The organism is Okeanomitos corallinicola TIOX110 (assembly GCF_038050375.1).
Taxonomy (GTDB): Bacteria; Cyanobacteriota; Cyanobacteriia; order Cyanobacteriales; family Nostocaceae; genus Okeanomitos; species Okeanomitos corallinicola.
The window spans coordinates 366,932-387,076 of sequence record NZ_CP150886.1; the positions used below are offsets into that span (position 1 = coordinate 366,932).

General features: G+C 35.3%; 14 protein-coding genes and 2 pseudogenes. 11 read left to right on the plus strand and 5 right to left on the minus strand.

The genetic code is table 11. The features are described from left to right. Positions 1–9: 9 nt before the first annotated feature. The 10 genes and pseudogenes from WJM97_RS01610 to WJM97_RS01655 all read left to right on the plus strand — a co-directional run bounded on the left by WJM97_RS01610 (position 10) and on the right by WJM97_RS01655 (position 12,977). Positions 10–648 carry a TIGR04282 family arsenosugar biosynthesis glycosyltransferase gene (locus WJM97_RS01610; protein WP_353931327.1) on the plus strand — a complete coding sequence of 213 codons (639 nt, stop codon included), beginning with the start codon at positions 10–12 and terminating at the stop codon, positions 646–648. Between the two features lie 248 nt (positions 649–896). Further along, positions 897–1,736, plus strand: coding sequence for an HpsJ family protein (locus tag WJM97_RS01615; RefSeq protein ID WP_353931328.1), 840 nt, complete (start codon positions 897–899; stop codon positions 1,734–1,736). A 115-nt stretch (positions 1,737–1,851) separates the two neighbouring features. Beyond that, on the plus strand, positions 1,852–2,697 hold the full coding sequence (locus tag WJM97_RS01620) for a glycosyltransferase family 2 protein (RefSeq protein WP_353931329.1): 846 nt from the start codon (positions 1,852–1,854) through the stop codon (positions 2,695–2,697). A 381-nt stretch (positions 2,698–3,078) separates the two neighbouring features. Further along, positions 3,079–3,840: a DUF502 domain-containing protein gene (locus WJM97_RS01625; protein ID WP_353931330.1), complete on the plus strand. Its 762-nt coding sequence runs from the start codon at positions 3,079–3,081 to the stop codon at positions 3,838–3,840. 171 nt (positions 3,841–4,011) lie between these two features. After that, entirely contained in the window at positions 4,012–4,653 is a 642-nt protein-coding gene (nusB, locus tag WJM97_RS01630) for a transcription antitermination factor NusB (protein ID WP_353931331.1), read from the plus strand. Between the two features lie 145 nt (positions 4,654–4,798). Continuing rightward, on the plus strand, positions 4,799–6,436 hold the full coding sequence (ftsY, locus tag WJM97_RS01635; RefSeq protein WP_353931332.1) for a signal recognition particle-docking protein FtsY: 1,638 nt from the start codon (positions 4,799–4,801) through the stop codon (positions 6,434–6,436). Between the two features lie 1,161 nt (positions 6,437–7,597). Next, entirely contained in the window at positions 7,598–8,998 is a 1,401-nt protein-coding gene (locus tag WJM97_RS01640) for a PP2C family protein-serine/threonine phosphatase (protein WP_353933083.1), read from the plus strand. Positions 8,999–9,185: 187 nt separating this feature from the next. Beyond that, positions 9,186–10,292: a GTP-binding protein gene (locus WJM97_RS01645; protein WP_353933084.1), complete on the plus strand. Its 1,107-nt coding sequence runs from the start codon at positions 9,186–9,188 to the stop codon at positions 10,290–10,292. A 258-nt stretch (positions 10,293–10,550) separates the two neighbouring features. Then, positions 10,551–10,709 (plus strand): annotated as a pseudogene (locus WJM97_RS01650) (D-aminoacyl-tRNA deacylase); the annotation flags it as partial. 1,227 nt (positions 10,710–11,936) lie between these two features. Next, complete coding sequence (locus tag WJM97_RS01655) at positions 11,937–12,977, plus strand: agmatinase family protein (RefSeq protein ID WP_353931333.1); 1,041 nt, start codon at positions 11,937–11,939, stop codon at positions 12,975–12,977. A gap of 316 nt (positions 12,978–13,293) precedes the next feature. Here WJM97_RS01655 and WJM97_RS01660 read toward each other — a convergent pair whose 3' ends face one another. The 5 genes from WJM97_RS01660 to WJM97_RS01680 form a co-directional block, all read right to left on the minus strand. Further along, complete coding sequence (locus tag WJM97_RS01660) at positions 13,294–15,741, minus strand: ABC transporter substrate-binding protein (protein WP_353931334.1); 2,448 nt, start codon at positions 15,739–15,741, stop codon at positions 13,294–13,296. A 23-nt stretch (positions 15,742–15,764) separates the two neighbouring features. After that, entirely contained in the window at positions 15,765–16,904 is a 1,140-nt protein-coding gene (locus tag WJM97_RS01665) for a DUF1822 family protein (RefSeq protein ID WP_353931335.1), read from the minus strand. A 30-nt stretch (positions 16,905–16,934) separates the two neighbouring features. Beyond that, a complete protein-coding gene (locus WJM97_RS01670) occupies positions 16,935–17,600 on the minus strand; it encodes a sigma-70 family RNA polymerase sigma factor (protein WP_353931336.1) in 666 nt (221 codons plus the stop codon). 5 nt (positions 17,601–17,605) lie between these two features. Continuing rightward, entirely contained in the window at positions 17,606–18,376 is a 771-nt protein-coding gene (locus WJM97_RS01675) for a DUF2207 domain-containing protein (RefSeq protein ID WP_353931337.1), read from the minus strand. 177 nt (positions 18,377–18,553) lie between these two features. Then, on the minus strand, positions 18,554–19,378 hold the full coding sequence (locus tag WJM97_RS01680) for a hypothetical protein (RefSeq protein ID WP_353931338.1): 825 nt from the start codon (positions 19,376–19,378) through the stop codon (positions 18,554–18,556). Positions 19,379–19,774: 396 nt separating this feature from the next. Here WJM97_RS01680 and WJM97_RS01685 point away from each other — a divergent pair. Beyond that, positions 19,775–19,966 (plus strand): annotated as a pseudogene (locus WJM97_RS01685) (glycosyltransferase); the annotation flags it as partial. Positions 19,967–20,145: the final 179 nt, after the last annotated feature.

Genomic DNA, 20,145 nt, shown 5'->3' on the forward strand with positions numbered 1-20,145 from the left:
ATAATTTTTGTGCAGAAATTACCTAGCATTGCTAAACAACATATAATTATTTTTACCCGTTATCCAGAACCAGGTAAGACAAAAACCAGACTGATACCTGCTTTGGGAGATATGGGTGCTGCCAGTCTACAAAAACAGATGACAGAACATACTCTATCCCAAGTAAGGAAATTAACAACAACATCTGCTATAACTGTGGAAGTAAGGTTCTCTGGGGGTAGTTGCGAACTAATGCAAAATTGGTTAGGTCTTGACCTTCTGTATAAAAATCAAGGTGAAGGAGATTTAGGTCAGCGAATGATGCGATCGCTTACAGATGCTTTTGCTAACAACTGCGAACAAGTTATCATTATCGGTACTGATTGTCCTGGTTTAGATTGTCAAATTTTAATATCAGCCTTAGAGAAATTACAGGGATGTGAATTGGTACTCGGACCAGCAATAGATGGTGGTTACTACCTAATCGGTTTACGTCAACTTGTACCAGAACTATTCTCTAATATTCCTTGGGGAACTGCTCAAGTATTTTCACAGACCGTAGAAATAGCCCAAAAACTTAACCTATCGTCTGCATACTTATCCAGTTTAGCTGATGTTGACCGCCCAGAAGACCTCATAGTTTGGCAGCAAATAGCCACTGCATATTAAAAACTAGACCGAGTTTTTACATAGTCGTAAATACTTGACTGGCAAGAGGTCTAATATACAGCATTATTATTGTATGACTGAACATATTTATAATTGTGGTATATTTCAAAACTAAAACACTAGCCAGAAAAGTTTGCCTCATTTGTAAATATTCAGATATTCACTCTCAATATGATAGGCTTTATGCTCTCAGAGTTGTAACTTTATAAATGACAATTCAGTTTTATTGACAACAAATTTACAAAAATATGGTTAATCGTGTGACTTCTTCAAATAGTTCCCTGGCTCTGAAAGTAGTGGGACTTGTCTGTATTTTATCGTTTTTCGTTGATTTTGCGATTCTGTTAATGGGTTTTAGTCCTACAGACAAACAATCACAAATTGGCTTTACTACAGGAGTAGTTGATCGGGGAATTGTGCCAATGGTAGGTTTAGGTATGATCCTAGCTTCTTATTGGATGGATAGTGCTGAACAAGGAAGCGATCGCTCAGGCCTTAATCTTAGAGTACCATCTTTAATACTTTCTAGTCTCTTAGGTTTAATGTTTTTGTTGGTTTTTCCCCTACATCTTAACAACGTGCGTCAAGCCAGCACCCAAAGAGTTAATCAAATTAACCAACAAGCAGAACAAGCAGAAACCCAACTCAACAGCCAGCTAACCCAATTTCTCAATCAGTTAAATAACGACCAGGGTAAAGCCCAAATAGAACAACTGCGAAGTCGAGCTAAGGCACAATTTACCGACTTGTTAAATGATGAAACCAAATATAAACAAGCAATAGAAAACCCTCAACTGCCTGCACAACAAAAAGAACTACTGAAAAATTTCAAAGCTAACCCCCAAGAATTGGACAAATTTATTGCCCAACAAACTGATCCTAACCAAGTAGCACAACAAAGAATTAACGACATTCGCCAACGCAAAGAAGAAGCAGAGAAAAATGCAAAAGATGCAGCTTGGAGATCAGGAGTCAGAATAGGTATCAGCAGCTTATTGTTATCTATTGGATATATCATCATTGGTTGGACAGGCTTGAAAGGAATGGGTGCTGTACAAGGTGGTAAACGCAAAGCTCCCGCTCGTTAAACCATTGGCATTTAAGTAGTATTAACCGTCAACTCAAGTTGGCGGTTTATTATCAATCAATACGATCAAAACATTCACAAAAATCAAAATTAGTCAACTTTTTATATAAGCAAAAATGTTATCAATTTACATACTTACTTATAACGAAGAAATAGATATTGCAGCCTGTATTGAGTCAGTCATGTTATCTGACGACATCATAATTGTAGACTCATGCAGTAGCGATCGCACCCTAGAAATTGCTAGTAATTACCCTGTTCGCACAGTTCAACATCCCTTTGAAAGTCATGGTCAACAACGCACCTGGATGTTAGAATCTATTACGCCCAAATATGAATGGGTGTACATTCTCGAAGCCGATGAGCGGATGACACCAGAACTATTTAATGAGTGCATAGCCGCCACTAAAAATCCTGAATATATTGGTTACTATGTCGCTGAACGGGTTATGTTTATGGATCATTGGATTCGTTACAGCACTCAATACCCCCGTTATCAACTACGCCTATTCCGTCATGGTAAAGTTTGGTTTACAGATTATGGTCATACAGAAAGAGAAGTCTGTGATGGCGCCACAGGATTTATTAAAGAAACCTATCCCCATTACACTTGTAGCAAAGGTCTAACCCGCTGGCTGGAAAAACATAACCGTTATTCCACTGATGAAGCTAGAGAAACATTGTATCAATTAGAAAATGGCACAATTGACTGGCAACAATTATTTCTGGGAAAAACAGAGGTAGAAAGACGACGCGCCCTTAAAGACTTATCTTTGCGTACACCACTGAGACCATTTATTCGCTTTCTTTATATGTACTTTATCTTAGGTGGTTGTTTAGATGGACAACCTGGTTTAGCATGGTGTACTTTACAAGCATTTTATGAATATCTGATTTTGCTGAAAGTTTGGGAAATGAAATACAGCAACACTCAGCAGTCAATACCGAGTAATCAAAAATGATCCCCTATTAACAATACAATACCTTGTCCAAATTGGAAAAAGCCTTGATTAACCATTCTCTGATAACTGATAACTGAATAGTTATTAGTTGAAATCGGAATCTTGCTCCTGTACGGGCGAACGGCCGTTCGCCCCTCCTGATAACCGAATTAACAATTTTTAGCATCTTGTCAGATAGCACGCTAGGATTAGTAATACCCAGAAACTTGCAACAATCATTTACAGGTATTACAACGAAAAGTAACACTATTAAAAATTAACCAGTCAAAAGCATGGTTTTTACACGTCTATTTGCAGATTCTAAAGACTGATGATTAAGGAATAAGTAACAAATCTTAACTTAAGACTCAGTAATTAATACTCTCAACAAGTATTTGTGGTATGGATAACAATCACAAAAATTTTAGTAGCCTAGAAAAGGAGAACGGGGGCTTGGTAATTGAACGCCTGAAACAGGACTTAAAAAATGACCTGATAGCTGGCTTATTAGTGGTCATACCCCTAGCAACAACTATTTGGTTGACTATTACTATTGCCAATTGGGTTATTAACTTTCTCACCCAAATACCCAAACAGGTAAATCCCTTCGATGGTTTACACCCCATATTAGTCAATCTCTTAAACTTGCTAGTTGGACTAGCTGTACCACTACTAAGCATTCTTGTGATCGGCTTGATGGCTCGAAACATCGTTGGTAAATGGCTGCTAGATTTTGGGGAAAGACTCTTGCAAGCTATTCCTTTAGCTGGACAAGTATATAAAACCCTCAAGCAACTATTAGAAACAATACTCAAAGACTCCAACGGTAAATTCCGTCGAGTGGTTTTATTAGAATATCCTCGCAGGGAAATGTGGTCTATTGCCTTTGTCACTGGAGCAATTAGCAATCAGATTCAAGAGAAGATGGAGCGACCAATGTTAAGTGTTTTTATACCTACCACCCCTAACCCTACCACTGGATGGTATGCAATAGTACCAGAAGACGACGTAATTAATCTCTCTATCTCTATAGAAGATGCGTTCAAAATAGTTGTTTCCGGTGGTATAGTCGCTTCTGGTTCAGGTGTACCCCCCTTAGTGGTAGCAACATCAACTTCGGAAACAGCAAAAGAAAATCATCTGATGTCTGTGGAAGAAACTTGATTGGGCTTGTGGGTGACTTAAACAACTAAACGGTACAACCTAACAATAGAGTCTGATTAGATCAACCAACATCTTAACAGTTAAACCAGTTGTGCAAATGTGCCAAAATTGATATATTTATAAGTTTGCCCCATTGAGCCAATTTCTTCTTCCCCAACTACCAATACCATTATGCAACGTCGTAAACCCCAGCAAATTGCCAGAGAACTGGCACTGTTGAGCCTGAGCCAGCTGCCAGTCAATCCGAAAAAATTAGCAAAACTACCAGATGAACAGCTAGTAGCTAAATTAGTTTTAGGCGCAGTCCGCACCTTAACCACAGAAGTTCAAGACACCCTCAATAATGCCGCCGGAGAACTCCAACGCAGTAACGATCGCCTTCTGACTAGCCAAACAAGGGCTTCTGACCTAAATACCGCCAGAACCATGCTGCAAGAAGCAATCACCTACACCCAAACGGCTATCAATCAATTGGGTACAGCAGTTGATTTTCCAGAACTAATTCAATTAGCTAATCAAGACAGAGAAGTCCGTAACTACGCTAAAGAAATAGTAATTACCGTTGATGAAAACCGCAGCCTGATTGACAAGATAATCTCTGAAGCTTTGATTGATTGGCAAGTCACACGTCTTGCTCAAATAGATCGAGATATTCTGCACATTTCTGTGGCAGAAATGGAATTTATGGCAGTTCCTGCTAGTATTGCCATCAACGAAGCGGTAGAACTAGCTAAACGCTACAGTGGAGATGAAGGACACCGCTTTATTAATGGTGTTTTGCGCCGGGTGACAGAACAGAAAAAAACCGCATAAACAACTATCCTCACTTCTCCCAGTTTTTGAATGCGTTAAAAGTGAGGATATTCCCACAACTGCCATCACCAGAAAACATGACGAATTAAATTAAACTAATAATTAACTAATAACTGATAACTAAATAACTAATAATATTGCTGCAATGGTTTTTAATTGGTTCCGCCGTCAACAAAATGATTCTTCCCAAACTCCCCCACAGCAACCAGAAGGGGAAAATCCACCTGTACAAGAAACACAGCCAGAAGCAGCCACCGAAACTACACCAGATACAGCGGACTTGTTGGCTTATGCTAAAGCCGCTTATAAAAATATTCAACAAAAACAGCAGCCTCAAACATCAGAAACCACTGTAACTGAAGAACCGACGGAAGCAACTACAGAGGAAGTCACACCGACTACTGTTACCGAAGAACCTACGGAAGCAACTACAGAAGAAGTTATACCCACTGCTGTCACTGAAGAGCCTGCGGAAACAACCACAGAAGAAGTTATACCCACTGCTGTCACTGAAGAACCGACGGAAACAACTACAGAGGAAGTCACCCCAACTGCTGTCACTGAAGAACCGACGGAAGCAACTACAGAGGAAGTCAAACCAGTTAGTCAGACACAACCAGCGACACTATCTTTTTTAGAAAGGGCCGCAGCAGAAAGACAAGCCAAGCAAGAAAGATTGATAGCCAGTGCTGTTGAAGTTCCAGAACCAGAAACAACAGTAACTTCCACATCAAGTACAAACTCAACAGAAACAGAAGCGGAAATTCCCGATATAGAATTTGATGATGGTTTTATCTGGTCAACAGAAGTTTTAGCAGCCCAAGGTAGACGCGCAGAAGATATTTCCATCGAAGAAATTACCTGGTTGAAGAAACTACGCCAAGGTTTAGATAAAACTCGGCGGAATATTCTTAACCAACTGAAAGCAATTGTTGGTCAAGGCCCCTTAAATCAGGATGCTGTAGACGAAATTGAGGCATTACTTCTTCAAGCTGATGTGGGTGTAGAAGCTACAGATTTTATTGTTAATGCCCTCCAGCAAAAATTAAGGGATGAAGTTACACCACCAGAACAGGCGATCGCCTACCTGAAAAAAATCCTCCGGGATATGTTAGACGCACCCAGTCAAGCAACACCAAAATCTAGCTTTGCCCCAGAAAAAGATCAACTCACAATTTGGTTAATGACAGGGGTTAACGGCGCTGGTAAAACTACCACTATCGGGAAAATAGCTCATTTAGCCCAAAAATCAGGTTATAAATGCTTAATTGGCGCTGCTGATACCTTCCGGGCTGCTGCTGTCGAACAAGTCAAAGTTTGGGGACAAAGAAGCGGTGTCGAAGTAATAGCTAATCCCGGCAAAAATACAGATCCAGCCGCAGTCGTATTTGATGCGATCGCCGCTGCCCAATCACGAGGAACGGAATTATTATTAATAGATACCGCCGGACGACTGCAAAATAAAAAGAACTTAATGGACGAATTGAGTAAAGTTCGCCGCATTATAGATAAAAAAGCACCAGATACCCATGTAGAATCTCTCTTAGTTTTAGATTCAACCTTGGGGCAAAACGGATTAAGACAAGCAGAAGTATTTTCCCAAGCAGCCCAACTCAGCGGTGTAGTTTTAACAAAACTAGATGGTACAGCCAAAGGTGGTGTCGCCTTAGCAGTCGTTCAACAGTTAGGTTTACCAATTCGTTTTATTGGCGCAGGAGAAGGAATCGAAGATTTACGTCCCTTCTCTAGCTATGAATTTGTAGAAGCACTATTAAACGGGTAGGGTAATTTAGTGATGGTGGGTCTGGGGTGAAGGAAAACATCCTATCCTGATTCCTTCCCCTGGGCAAATTTTCCGGGCTGACCCCTAAAAATAAAAATAATTCTTTTTTTTTACAAAAAATGATTAACTTCTGGTAGAATTGCACACTAAAGCCATTTTTATAACTACCTAATGGTTGAATCTAATACTGGACTAGCATAACTGGCTAACAGCAGAAGATATGCAAACAAGTAGATGAGAGTGAATAAACTGGCTAGATACTCATAGACTCGTTATCAGGTTCTACTAAAAAAATTACTCACGAATAATGACTATCAACCATGGAGACAATATAAATATCATGGTTGTCATAAATTGCCCAGAATAATCTTTGCTTACAAAATTATCGGGTAATTTATTAAATTTGGTTCTATTGAGATAGATTCCAGGAAATTTAGTATGGAGCTAAATAACAGATTATGAAACATAGCATCTATTTATTGCATCTAAAAATTGTAAAAAACTCATAGCTAAGTGAATATTCTGGAAATTTGTGTTATACCAGTTAAATGTTTACAATTCATAACTTATTCTTGGCTTTCACAAATATGAAAATAAGCATTTTTCACTACTGACTTGATTGGAACAGTAGAAAATTCACTTAGCACTGTTTAGTTAAAGTTTCAAAATAGGGAATATCCAGCCAAGCAATCTTAAAAAATTTAGCCTTAACAATCTTCTACCCCATTTTCAGGAGGTTGCTACAAAAGGGGGAATCATAACATCAACTATTAGTATTATCATTTCTGCAACTAATGATTCAATGTTGATTAATTAGCCAAAATTTTAGCTAATTACTAACAGTACAGCATAGGCTAAGTACATCAAAGACAGCAGTAATTTACAGATTTTCATTCAAAAATAGATATTGTCAGCTATTTCTAGCGTCATCAAAATTATCATCTGATAGTAGACAAGGTTTTAATACACAAAAACTATAAACTTTAATAAATAGCAGTCAAACTTACCAAACAATGCAAAACTAATTACAATCAAATCCTCAGTCTTTATACTCTTGCTAAAATCATCAATTTTGCCGAATATGATTGAGCGATACCTAAAATAAGGAATTGATCAAAAATCCTAATTTACCATCTGTTAATATCACAAATAATAGTATAAATACCTGTGTCTCAATTTCCTCCTCATTCCACAGAAACTAATAATAGTGCCACCACAGATGTCACTCCAGTTGTGGCATTGAGAGAACTGGTGGCCAGACTTAATCGAGAACAAAATAAAATTCAAGACTTGCTTAGTTCTTTAGGGTTTGCCCTGAGAAGTTTCAATAATTTGAATCAGTTTTTAGAATTGATTCCTCTTATGGCCACAAGAGTTACCGATGCTGATGGTAGCGCCCTATTTCTTTATAAACCCAATGGTCAAATTAGATTAGAACAGCTACATTGGCAAGATAGCCAACAAAGAAAAAATATCCGCAAAGCCTTAGAAATTGCCAGTAGTCAAATTACGCTTTTACCCAATTCTGTTCCTCTAGCGACATCAACAGGGCTTTTAGATGATCAGATGCACAGGTATTTGGGTTCAGATGTACAAATTTTTGGGACAGCAATTTTAGTTAAGCATACAGAAAGGGGATGGCTTTATGTTTTAAGCCGTGATCCAGAATATAGTTGGACAGAGACTAGACAAAAATTAGTCAGGTTAGTTGCAGATCAAACCGCAGTAGCAATTGAGAATGATGAATTAGCAGTAGAACTGAAGAAAAAAGAAAGATTAGATCAAGAATTAGAAATTGGTGCGGAAATTCAACGCCGACTTTTACCACGTCAATGTCCTAATATTCCCGGTGCTGTTTTAGCAGCGCGTTGTAAACCAGCTAACCGTGTGGGTGGAGATTATTATGATTTTATTTGTACCAATCACAATCAATTAAAATCTAATACTCATACTAGCAGTAAAGAAGATATTAATTGGGCTTTAGTTATTGGGGATGTGATGGGTAAAGGTGTTCCTGCGGGTTTAATTATGACCATGTTAAGAGGAATGCTCAGAGGTGAAGTATTACATGGAAATTCAGCTGCGGGAATTCTACAAAATTTAAATCGCGTTATGTATGCGGATTTAGAAAATTCCCACCGCTTCGTGACTATGTTTTATTCAGAATATAATCCTTATACCCGTGTTTTATCATATAGCAATGCTGCCCATAATCCACCTTTGTGGTGGCACGCTGCTACTAAAACAGTTAGTAGATTAGATACAGTGGGAATGCTGATTGGTTTAGATGCTAACAGTCAATACGAGAATGGAGAAGCACAATTAGAACCTGGAGATACAGTTATCTATTATACAGATGGTTTGACGGATGCAGCGGCGGGTAGTGGCGATCGCTTTGATGAAGATAATTTTATTACTTCTTTGAAAGCTGCTTGTCGTTATTGTAATGGACCCCAAGAAATAGTTGATTATTTATTTGATAAGGTTGAGGATTTTATCGGCGCTGAACGGCAAAATACTGATGATATGACTTTGGTGGTTTTACAAATTTTACAGAGTTGAATTTTTTGGAGTTGAATTTTTTGGAAATATTTACGCCATTTGTCTAAGCATAGGATAAATCAGGTCATACAGATATTAGGATTGATCTCAACTAGCATAAATGTAAATGGTATCTGCTCAACCAGGAATGCCAAGTACCCAAAATCAAGCTAAGATTCAAAATAGACAAAAATCCTATTTCATGAATATGACATCAACAGTTACTAACGAGTCTCAAACCATGCAAGCTCCAAAACAAGGATTACCAGTAACAATTATTACAGGGTTCTTGGGCAGTGGAAAAACAACTTTACTCAATCATATTTTAACTAATCAGCAAGGCGTAAAAACCGCTGTTTTAGTGAACGAATTTGGCGAGATTGGCATTGATAACGAATTAATTGTATCCACCAATGATAATATGGTGGAACTTAGCAATGGTTGTATTTGTTGCACCATTAATAATGACTTAGTTGATGCAGTTTACCAAGTTTTAGAAAGGGAAGAAAAGCTAGATTATCTAGTTGTAGAAACCACAGGATTAGCAGATCCTTTACCCGTAGCAATGACATTTTTGGGATCTGAACTGCGAGATTTAACCAGATTAGATTCCATTGTTACCGTAGTAGATGCAGCAAATTATAGTTTAGACTTATTTAACTCTCAAGCTGCACTTAGTCAAATTACTTATGGTGATGTAATTCTACTGAATAAAACTGATTTAGTTGATGAAATCACTTTAACAGCATTAGAGAAAAAGATTAATGATGTTAAAGAAGGTTCAAGAATCATCAGAACTAAAAACTCTCAAGTTCCACTGCCTTTAATTCTCAGTGTGGGTTTATTTGAATCTGATCAATATTTTGATTCAGAAGAACATGAACATGAACATCATGATCATTCTACCTGTGAACATGATCACCATGACCATGACCATTCTACCTGCGGACATGATCATCATGACCATGAACATGACCACCATTCAGATCACTTAGAAAATGATGGTTTTATTTCTATTTCTTTCCAAAGTGATAAACCTTTCTCTATCCGTAAATTTCAATATTTCTTAGACAACCAACTACCCACAAATGTCTTCCGTGCTAAGGGTATTATGTGGTTTGAAGAAAGTCCCCAACGTCATATTTTCCATCTGTGCGGTAAACGCTTCACCATTGATGATGATCAGTGGAAAGGTGAAAAGAAAAACCAAATTGTTTTAATTGGTCAAAATTTAGATCAAGAAGCTTTACTTCAACAATTAGAAAATTGTCTTTGTTTACCTTCAGTTAGTAAAGGTAAAGGGTTTGGGAAATAATTATTAGTCATTAGTCATTAGTCATTAATTATATGACTTTTGACTCCTAACTTATTACTAAAAAATATTGAAAATGCCGATAATTAGGGCTTGCTGAATAAATCTCAAAACATTACAGGTAAACGATTTTAGCGATTTTGACTTTCAAAAAATGCAAGCTTTGATGAGGTGAGAACTGAAAAACCTTGCATTTAATTCCTGCTTCAAGGAAAAATAGTTCCCATCCAACTCTTGAAACTGTCACCTGTCACCTGTCACCTGTCACCTGTCTCCACGACAAGACTTTATCAGCAAACCCTAATTATTCAACGAGTCAAATCATCTCAAGTAACTGTAAATGGCGAAATTATCGGTAAAATTGGACAGGGATTAAATTTACTTGTTGGTATTGCCGAGGATGATACTGAGACCGAGTTATACCAATTTAATATGAAGCTGCATAGAAAAGAGCTTCTAGAATAAAGTTATAAAAAGTTATAAGATGAGATAGATATCACCTCGTCAAATGTAAGTTGCTCGAATAATTGTTGTATGCGATTGCGTAAATATTGCAAAGAAGATAAAAGTTCATTTTTTCGTATTGTTTAGGGTTTTTTTCCAGCGATTCTCTCAAATCAAAGCCTCTTGACAAGAGACTTACATCCTTAACTTGTCACCAATGGGATTAAATCATCTTATTAGCGCGATGAATGGATTTAACCCCTTTTATTCTTCTGGATAATATTAGTTCATTTACTACTTACTTAATCCCGAAGGTAACAGAACAGGGATAGGGATAGTGTTCACCTTTGGGTATTTTAATGTTGGCTGTCACTATGGCGTTAATAATTTTCTCATGTTTTATATCATTTCACAGCATATATTATATCTTTTGAAAACTTGCTATGGGGAGATGACTATAAACAAGAATAGATTTAATTTTATATTGGTGTGTCGAATAACTGCTTTCTATGGAGGTTTAGCAGAGCTAAACCTTTTTTTTATTCAATATGTTAGATATTACTCTCCTAAACCATAAAAATATCATTTAACTCTCCTTGAGGTAGTAGAAATTTCCATTTATAGAAATTAAGATTAATGTATTAATGCCTGAAAAACGTGTAATTGCCCTGGAATTATATTCAGGGCTTTTTTTATTAACAATCTCATATCATCTAGAAATATCATCTAGAAACTGCGGTTGATTATTTTTTTGCCTGATTACCAATATTTGCACCAAAAGGGTTTTACCGCTAATCATTCATAGCTGCTTTACATAATGAGAATCCGATTCAATAGCAGTTTTTCTAAATTTTGTACTCACCTAATAGAGAGATGAACGAGAATCAAATATAGTTTAAATTAGTTATATATGGTAAACACCTGGTATATATAGAGGCTTGGCTTTAGTCCAAGCCTTTTTCATGCTCAAGATAGAAGCCTATAGATTTTTATACTTTTGAATAAACCAGACTAGAAGATATTAATAAAATAACGCCATATCAGTAATCAAGGCATTTGCATATATCCCATAGGAAGATGATTCATAAGCAAACAAGAATTAAATTAATTTAGTACGTTGTTAAGCACAGCAATTTTAGAGGTTTGGTTAACAGCCAAACCCTTTTTTGATGTTAATATTGCTATAAATCCAGGATAAATCAAATGATTAATCAAATTTCAGACTACAATCCTAGTGGCATAGGCGAAGTTAATGGTAATCTTTGGGGACTACCGAAAAACTATGAAACTGCTAATTTAATTATTTTTTCTGTTCCTTGGGAAGTTACTGTTTCCTATGGTGCAGGAACAGCTAATGCACCACAAAAAATTTTAGATGCGTCCTATCAAATAGACATCTTTGATTTCGATAACCCTAATGGTTGGAAACAAGGAATTTACTTTGCAGAAATACCAGAAGATATATTAGATAAAAATAACTACTATCGTCAACAAGCTGCTAAAATTATCACTAGACAAGAAGAAGGTAAACCATTAACAAATACACCAGATTTAACACCTATACTCACAGAAATTAATCAAGCTGGTGAACAGGTAAATCAATGGTTATTTCATCAGTGTCAACAAGCAATGAATCAAGGTAAAAAAGTTGCTGTAATTGGTGGTGATCATAGTTCACCTTTAGGTTATTTTCAAGCTTTAGCTAGTCAATATGCTGATTTTGGCATTTTACATATTGATGCACACGCAGATTTACGCGATGCTTACGAAGGATTTGAATTTTCCCATGCGTCTATTATGTTTAATGCTTTGAAAATACCACAAATTTCTAAGTTAGTTCAAGTGGGTTTACGGGATATTTGTATTGATGAAGTGGAAATTATTAATAACTCTCAAGGTCGGGTAATTGCTTACTATGATACAATGATAAAACAACAAAAATATGCTGGTAAAAATTGGTTAGATTTATGTCAGGAAATCATCTCTAATTTACCAGAGAATGTACATATCAGTTTTGATGTAGATGGTTTAGATCCTAAACTATGTCCAAATACGGGAACACCTGTTCCGGGAGGATTGGAATTAGAGCAAGTTTATTGTTTATTTCGGGAAGTTGTGAAGAGTGGCAAAAAAATTATTGGGTTTGATATTTGTGAAGTTGGTGATGCTGAATGGGATGCTAATGTTGGTTCGAGAATAGCTTATAAGTTAGCTAATTTTTTGGATTTATCCCAAAAGAAATAAGAATTTTTTTGTCATCATCAAATTCTACAGCAGCTTTTAGCTAACAGCAGTCAGCATTAAAACTCCTTAAATAGTGACAAGGTTTTTGATGTCAATTTTGTATCTTATGCAAGTACATACCGCTATAAACCTGACAAGTTGTCACAAACAACAACATCGCCGACTCCACCTATTCCTTCGGAACGCTACGCGAACGTGGACTAATGAAAAATCAAGGCTTCTGAACGCACAAATGTGGGTTTTGTCTGTGTAGCCGCGATTTATAACTGCCCAGAGAGTTATGAATTTAGACTTTTCAAACATCCTCTTAGCAAAATCAATTTCCCTTATACACAAACTCATACTTACCCACCCTTTCCGCATCGGGTTGTACTTGCACCAAAACTGCATCACCAACCCTATCACCCATCCTATCACCATAATGTAAAAACTTAACTGTCCCCGTCGCACCAGAAAACACAAAATTACGACTTAAAACATCTTGAATATCTTTCCTTTTACTCCCCTTTTTCTCGATAGCATCAGCAATGATTTTAGTCGCATCAAAAGCTGTCGCTGTTCTCCAAGTAATTAAACTGGAATTTCGCCAAATTCTATTTGCATTTTCTACAAACTTTTGATTAGGTGAAACAGCAGCTTGCCAAGGAACTGCCATAATCATTCCATTCACAAAACTACCAGATTCTAAGGTTTTTTGAGTGTGTAAACTAGGATTTCCCAATAGTGAAATTTCACCTTTATTGGCTTTACCAATATCAAAAGCTTTATTAATTCTATCAACTTGAGGATTTAATAAAATTGCATCTACTTTTTTCTCTATAGCTTGTTTAACAATCTCTGTACTTTGAAAATTACTATCCGCAAAATCACAATTAATATCATTCATAAATTTAATACCTTTGCTTGTCATCGCATTGGTAAAAGATATTTCAAAAGACTGGTCAGCAGCTTTAGTATCACTACAAATTAAAATATTATTTTTTTCAGCTTTTTTAGCATATTCCACCAAATTTTCCGCAATCACAGCAAAGCTAATTACACTTCTATAAATATAATTACCATCAGTTTTATTATTACCGTGAGTTAATTGAATTGAGGTACTTGTGGGGGAAATCATCACTAATTTCCCAGCTTGATAAATATTCGACGCAGGTACACTAGCATCACTACTATTATGACCAACTACAGCTAAAATATCCCGACTTTCTACAAATCTACTAGCGATTTTTTTAGCAATTTTTGGTTGGTTATCATCGTTAGCAATTTGGATTTTTAAAAACTTTTCCCCTATACCACCGTCATTATTTATTTCCTGTTGTGCTTGTGCAACTCCCCGTAAAATTTCTAAAGCAACATTAGGATTACTACCCGTAGGTACAGCTACACCTATTTTTACTGATGGTTGATTTTTAATTTTGGCATTTTCTAAATATATTCTTGCTTCTGCATCATGGGGATAATCTTTTAAATAATCTGTAAAATGTTTAATTGCTAATTGATGTTTTTTCCACCATAATGCTTTAACTCCTGCTTCTTTATCGAAATCAACATCAGAATCAATTAAAACTTTTTCACCTTCACTAAAACGTTGTCTAAACTTAAATTCCTCTAGACAATAACCAAAAATAATCATCAATAAAAATATCAAACCTGTCATCATTGATGACTTAAAGATTATTTTATGAACATAACGATATTTAGGATATTTCAAAACTGATGCGGCAGGATTTTGGAAAATTACAGGTATCCAAGAAGCACAGGGATATTCTGTTTCTAACTCTTCCTGTAAACGCACACGGGAATGTTGTACAGAAGTATATAAAGATTCCCCAGATGCAAAAAAGGTGAGAAAATACCTTAAAAAAGATTGTGCCACAATATCAGGTACAGGTTCACGCATAACAATCATATAAGGGATGCGTAAATCTGATAAATTATGGGCTAAACCCAACCCATCACAGGAATTAAAAATTGCTAATTTTAAACCTTTTTGGACTGCATATTTTAAAGAATGACGTAAATCAGAAATGGGTAAAGTTTGTTTTTCATTAATTTGAATTTCTCCCAAACTTCCATCTGCTTGACTGCTACTATGTCCAGCAAAAAATAGAATATCCCAGGATTGATGCCATAATTTATCTAATAAATCTTCTCTTGATGGTTGTAGTAAAGGTTCAATAATTGCATCTGGTAATTTTTCCATTAATGAGTGGAAGTCAGATTCAATATTAATATCTTTGTTATTACCAAAAATAGCCAGAATTTTGACAGGACTTTTTAATTTAACTTTGTCCGGTTTATATTCTGAACTAATGACAACTTCTGGTTTAATATGGTGATCATCAAACACTTCCCATAAATGCCAAGGTAACTTTCTTAATAAAGGATCTTGTGTTTGTAAAATACACCGCACATTCTCCCATTCACCTATTTTTCTTAAAAATTGTCTTTCTAATTTTCTTACCGATTTTTGATTTAACCAATTATTAAAACTTGTGAGAAATTTGTTAGCAGCTTGATGGCAAATTTCTGAAGTAGAGACGTTAGTAATTTGTGCATCAGGAACAGTAATTAACCAATTTCCTGGTAATTTATTATATGCTGATTGCCATTGATAATAAACTTGGGGAAGTTCGGGGAATGCTGGTAAATTACCATTAATTTCTGCAAAGTGTAGTTTACCTTCTTCCCCAATTCTGATTTTAACAGGAAATCCTTGTTCAAAATTTCCTTCTCCAATCTCAAATATTACCCGTTTACCCACTGTAATTACCTTAATTTATCTACTTAAATGATAAATTTTTCTGTTATGCTAACATCACCTATTTTAACCATAACTTGAAATTTTTCGTTGATTTCTGCACAAAACTTTAACTGAATATAATTATCTTTTGCTTCTCTTGCTTCAGCTTCTAAAAATGTTTCTCCATTTTCATATAGTCCTAATAATTGCAATCCAGTAGGTAAATATTTTTTATTCCCCATCGGATATACTTTCAATAAAATCGAAAAAGTTTGATTTTTAGTAGGTACAAAAGCAAGCATTAACGCAACTGCATTTCCTCCTAACCACATTCCTAAGTCCATAATTCTTCTAGCAGCAATAAGAGGATGTTGAGGTGCTATTTCCCATAGTATTTCTGCTACAGTCCAGCGCATTTCTTCATCTGATTCATTCTGCAATAAATAAGCAAGAGTGTCTGTTAAGAAAATATCTGAATTTGGATCAGAATTAATTCGATTCAATAATTGTGATGGCAGTATTGCTGATAATCTTTTCTGTGGATATAATTGTTTAATAGTCTGCCAAACTTCTTGATTACTATCAATTTCTAATCCTCTCAGTGTGAAAGAACGAAATACGACATCTCTATGTTGGTATTTACTAAATTCTTCAATACTTTGCCATTTAGATGTATAGATCCCTTCCAACCATTGGCGCAATTTGACTAAAGAATGTTGATGATAATATTCTATAAAATCATCAAGTGTTTGTAATTCTTCTAAATTTATTTCTTGACTGTTAAGCTGTGGTAAAAATCCTCTCAGTTTAGCTTCTTGACAAGTGTAATTTATTTCTACAAACAAATAACCAAACTGATTTGTTTGTACTTCCCCAGGAACATAAAAATATAAATCCCCTGTTCTGATATATCTACATTCTAAATTTCCAATTCCTGGTAATACTAAATCTGCTGTATCTGCTAGTGTTCTAACCCAGTCATCCCAACTATGACTAGCTTCTAAAGCAGTAGGAATATCTAACATTTGCAAGTAATTATTAACTACTTGTACTGCTAAAGTATTCAGATAAACTTGTTTAGCTTTTGGTTTATTTGGTTGTTCCTGGGCAAATTTTAAAGCTGTATCTCGAAATTTGGCAGGAATGGGAATAGAGATGTATTGTTTTTCGTTATCGTAGTTCATAATTCACTCAATATCAAACTAAATTTTAACCTAAATATCAAAGTAACCTTCGTTATCAAAATACTCCTGAGATTTACCAAAATTGAGCAGCAGAGGAAAACATTGACGTTGATAAAAATTACTCAGAGTAGCGATAGGAATATCAAACTCTGTAGATAAATCAGACCAAGATGTTTCCGGTGGTAAACGCCGAGAAATTAACACGTAACAGTTAATATCTGGACGATTTCTAATATGAATACGTTTGAGTTTTTGGTAGTTTGTTTTTAACCATTCTTCAATTTCATCTAATATTAGTCTTGGTTGTGCAGGTGCAGGAATTAAATCTGTGGGATCTATTTCTTTTTCATCCTTTTCAAAAGGTGTTGTAAATTGATTCTGTTGTTCATAAAATCTAATTTGTTTATCCTTTAAACGGTAGCGAAGATAGTTGTTTATCCAAGTAAAAATACTACTTTTTTCAGGATTAAAAGGTTCTTTTGCGGTAGTTGCTTCACAAAGATTTCTGCAAAAATACCACCAGGTTTCTTGTAATGCTTCTTCTGCATCAGGAATACCCCAACCTCGAAGTAATTTACCCGTACTTTGAATTAGCATAATTAGTTTGTTTAACCCCTTTTGTCTTTCTGAGCTACCGCTAGGATATTGACAAATTTCTTGAATTAGTTGGATGATTTTTGCTTCTATTTCAGTCATGCTTATTATGATTGATTTTTCAGTAGTTTACTCCTGATTATAAAGATTATGATACCTAATAGCAAAAAGATAAAGGGTAGAAACAATATTATTTTTTTAAGAATTTCTCTTTGCCAATTAGATTCAGGTATGTTAAGCACATCTTTGGGAAATGTGACTTGAACTTCTAACTCTTGTTCTGGTACAACAGGCTGATTCGCTATAAACTCAAAGGCTGTGGGATTGATTTGACGCGATTTAGCTGATACTCCAAAACTCCTAAAATCCACAACTTTACCTGCTAATGCTTCCGGTAAGTTTACTCTTACTTTTGCATTTTGAATAGGTGCTGTGCGTTTAGCAAAAATAGCTTTCCAATAAACTAGAGTATTTTTATTTTTGGTATGTAATCCACCGATTACACGATAGTTGATCAAAAAAGTATGTGATTCTGGTGCTTTGAGTGGATGTTGCCAACGAATCCAAATGTAATTGTTTTTAATTCCTGTGGTACTAGGAATAACCTGATTATTTTCCGTGACTGTAATATCTTTGATTTCATCTACTTTATGTAAACGAATATAGCGATATCTTTGTTGAGAATATTGAGAAGTAAAAACATATTTTTGTTCTTCAGTTACTAGCATATCGCCATTATTCTGCACATCAATATTTACATTTACATAGTCCCAATAAAAGGAATTTTGCTGTGCTAATGCTGGAGAAAATGCAACTAGAATTGCCACTAAGATAGTGATTAATGAAAACAAGATTTTTCTGGTTCTTAGTTTATTCATGGTTAAAAATCATTGATTTTTACAAAAGACTGAAGAGAAAAAATATTAGGACTGACGCAAAATATATCTAAAAATCTCCTTTCTCTGCAAACTCTGCGCCTCTGCGGTTCATTTATTTTTTAATTATGCGTAAGTCCTAAACATAAAAATGTCTAATCATAATTTAGAGAAAATTGATCAACCACCACCACCGCAGCCACCACCACCACCACCGCAGCCACCACCACCACCACCGCAGCCACCACCACCACCACCGCAGCCACCACCACCACCGCAGCCACCTCCACCACCTCCACCGCTACCTCCACCACCTCCACGAGATGCAAGTTTTATTAATAAAATTACTCCCAGGAAAAATAAAATAACTGGCATTGCGGAAGTTGAAGAATTTTGAGAATTGCTGTTATTTGATGCTAAGACAATTTGAGAATTAGTAATTATTAATGTGAAGCTAAATAGCAATCCTAAATAAAACTTCTGAGGAATTAAAGCTGGAATATTGATATGAAGAAATTTAAAGTTTGGTTTAGGAATAACCCAATTATTATTGATATCTACTCTCCGAAAATTGCTTTTAACATCAAAGGGAATATTAGGTTTTGTCCAAATATCTGAAGGAGGATTTTCTCCAAAAAATTGTTGATAACTGGCTAGAGTATGCAAATACAAATTATCAAATTTATCTGTTTCTTGATTTCCACCACGACTAGGAAAATGATGTAATTTCATACCCAATATTTGACAAAATTCTTGCCAATAAGATTGGGTATATGTTAAATGTAAATGCCAAACTTGATCTATTGTATCTGATGGTGATACTGAATTTCCTGTCACGGCAGCAATGAAGGCGAATTTTTTATATTCATCAATTGCACGTTGAGTATATTCAGGTGTCCAGTTGTTTTCTTTTGCTAATTTTTTACTAAAGGAAAAACAGGAGTTTTTTTCATCTAAAGAAAATTCTTGGATACGTTGATATAATTCCGCTTGTTGAAGATTCATAGATTTTAAAGATGTAATCTTAGTTCTATGGGTTCTTCTGTCAATGCAGAGCGGTGTTATCTAAATCTTTACATAACTTAATATTTTTGGGAAATATGAACATGAGAAAATATAAAGCACCCACTGGGGTATCAACTATTGCTGTATTCCTGGCAAATTAAAATATCAAACCTTGCTAATGATGATTGGTATTTCTGCATTTATACTCATAGAACAATGGATTAAATATGGTCAACATAAATGCTTAGGATGAGATGATTAATCATCGAACTTTATGATATGATGATATTTTTATATATCGCCAATTTAATCATCTAAAAATTCATAAATCAGTCCATCTACTCCCTAGTTATTCTCATTTATAATAACGAAGAAAATATGAACTAAATCTAAAGTCGTTTAACTAAAGTTGATATTCCTGTATCTACAGGATATTTCTATTTAATGGATAGACAGGTAGTAAGTATTCTCACTGCTATGCCAAAATACAATCGTTATATTCGGGGTTGATCTGCTTGGGTAGGTTTTGAACAAACATCTGTACTGTTTGAAATAAATCCCCGCTATGCTGGAGATGTAAAATATACGAAAGAAACTGGAAATTTAATAAAAAACTAAAAAATTAATTTCCCCAAATTTGTTAAATTCTCAATAAATAGTTATTACTGTGTTCTTGAAGCGTATCTACCCTAACAAATCAACTAACCTTAATTATGGGAAACTATTTTTAGTTGTTTTAGTCTGTTTTCTTTAGATCCCAGTAAAAA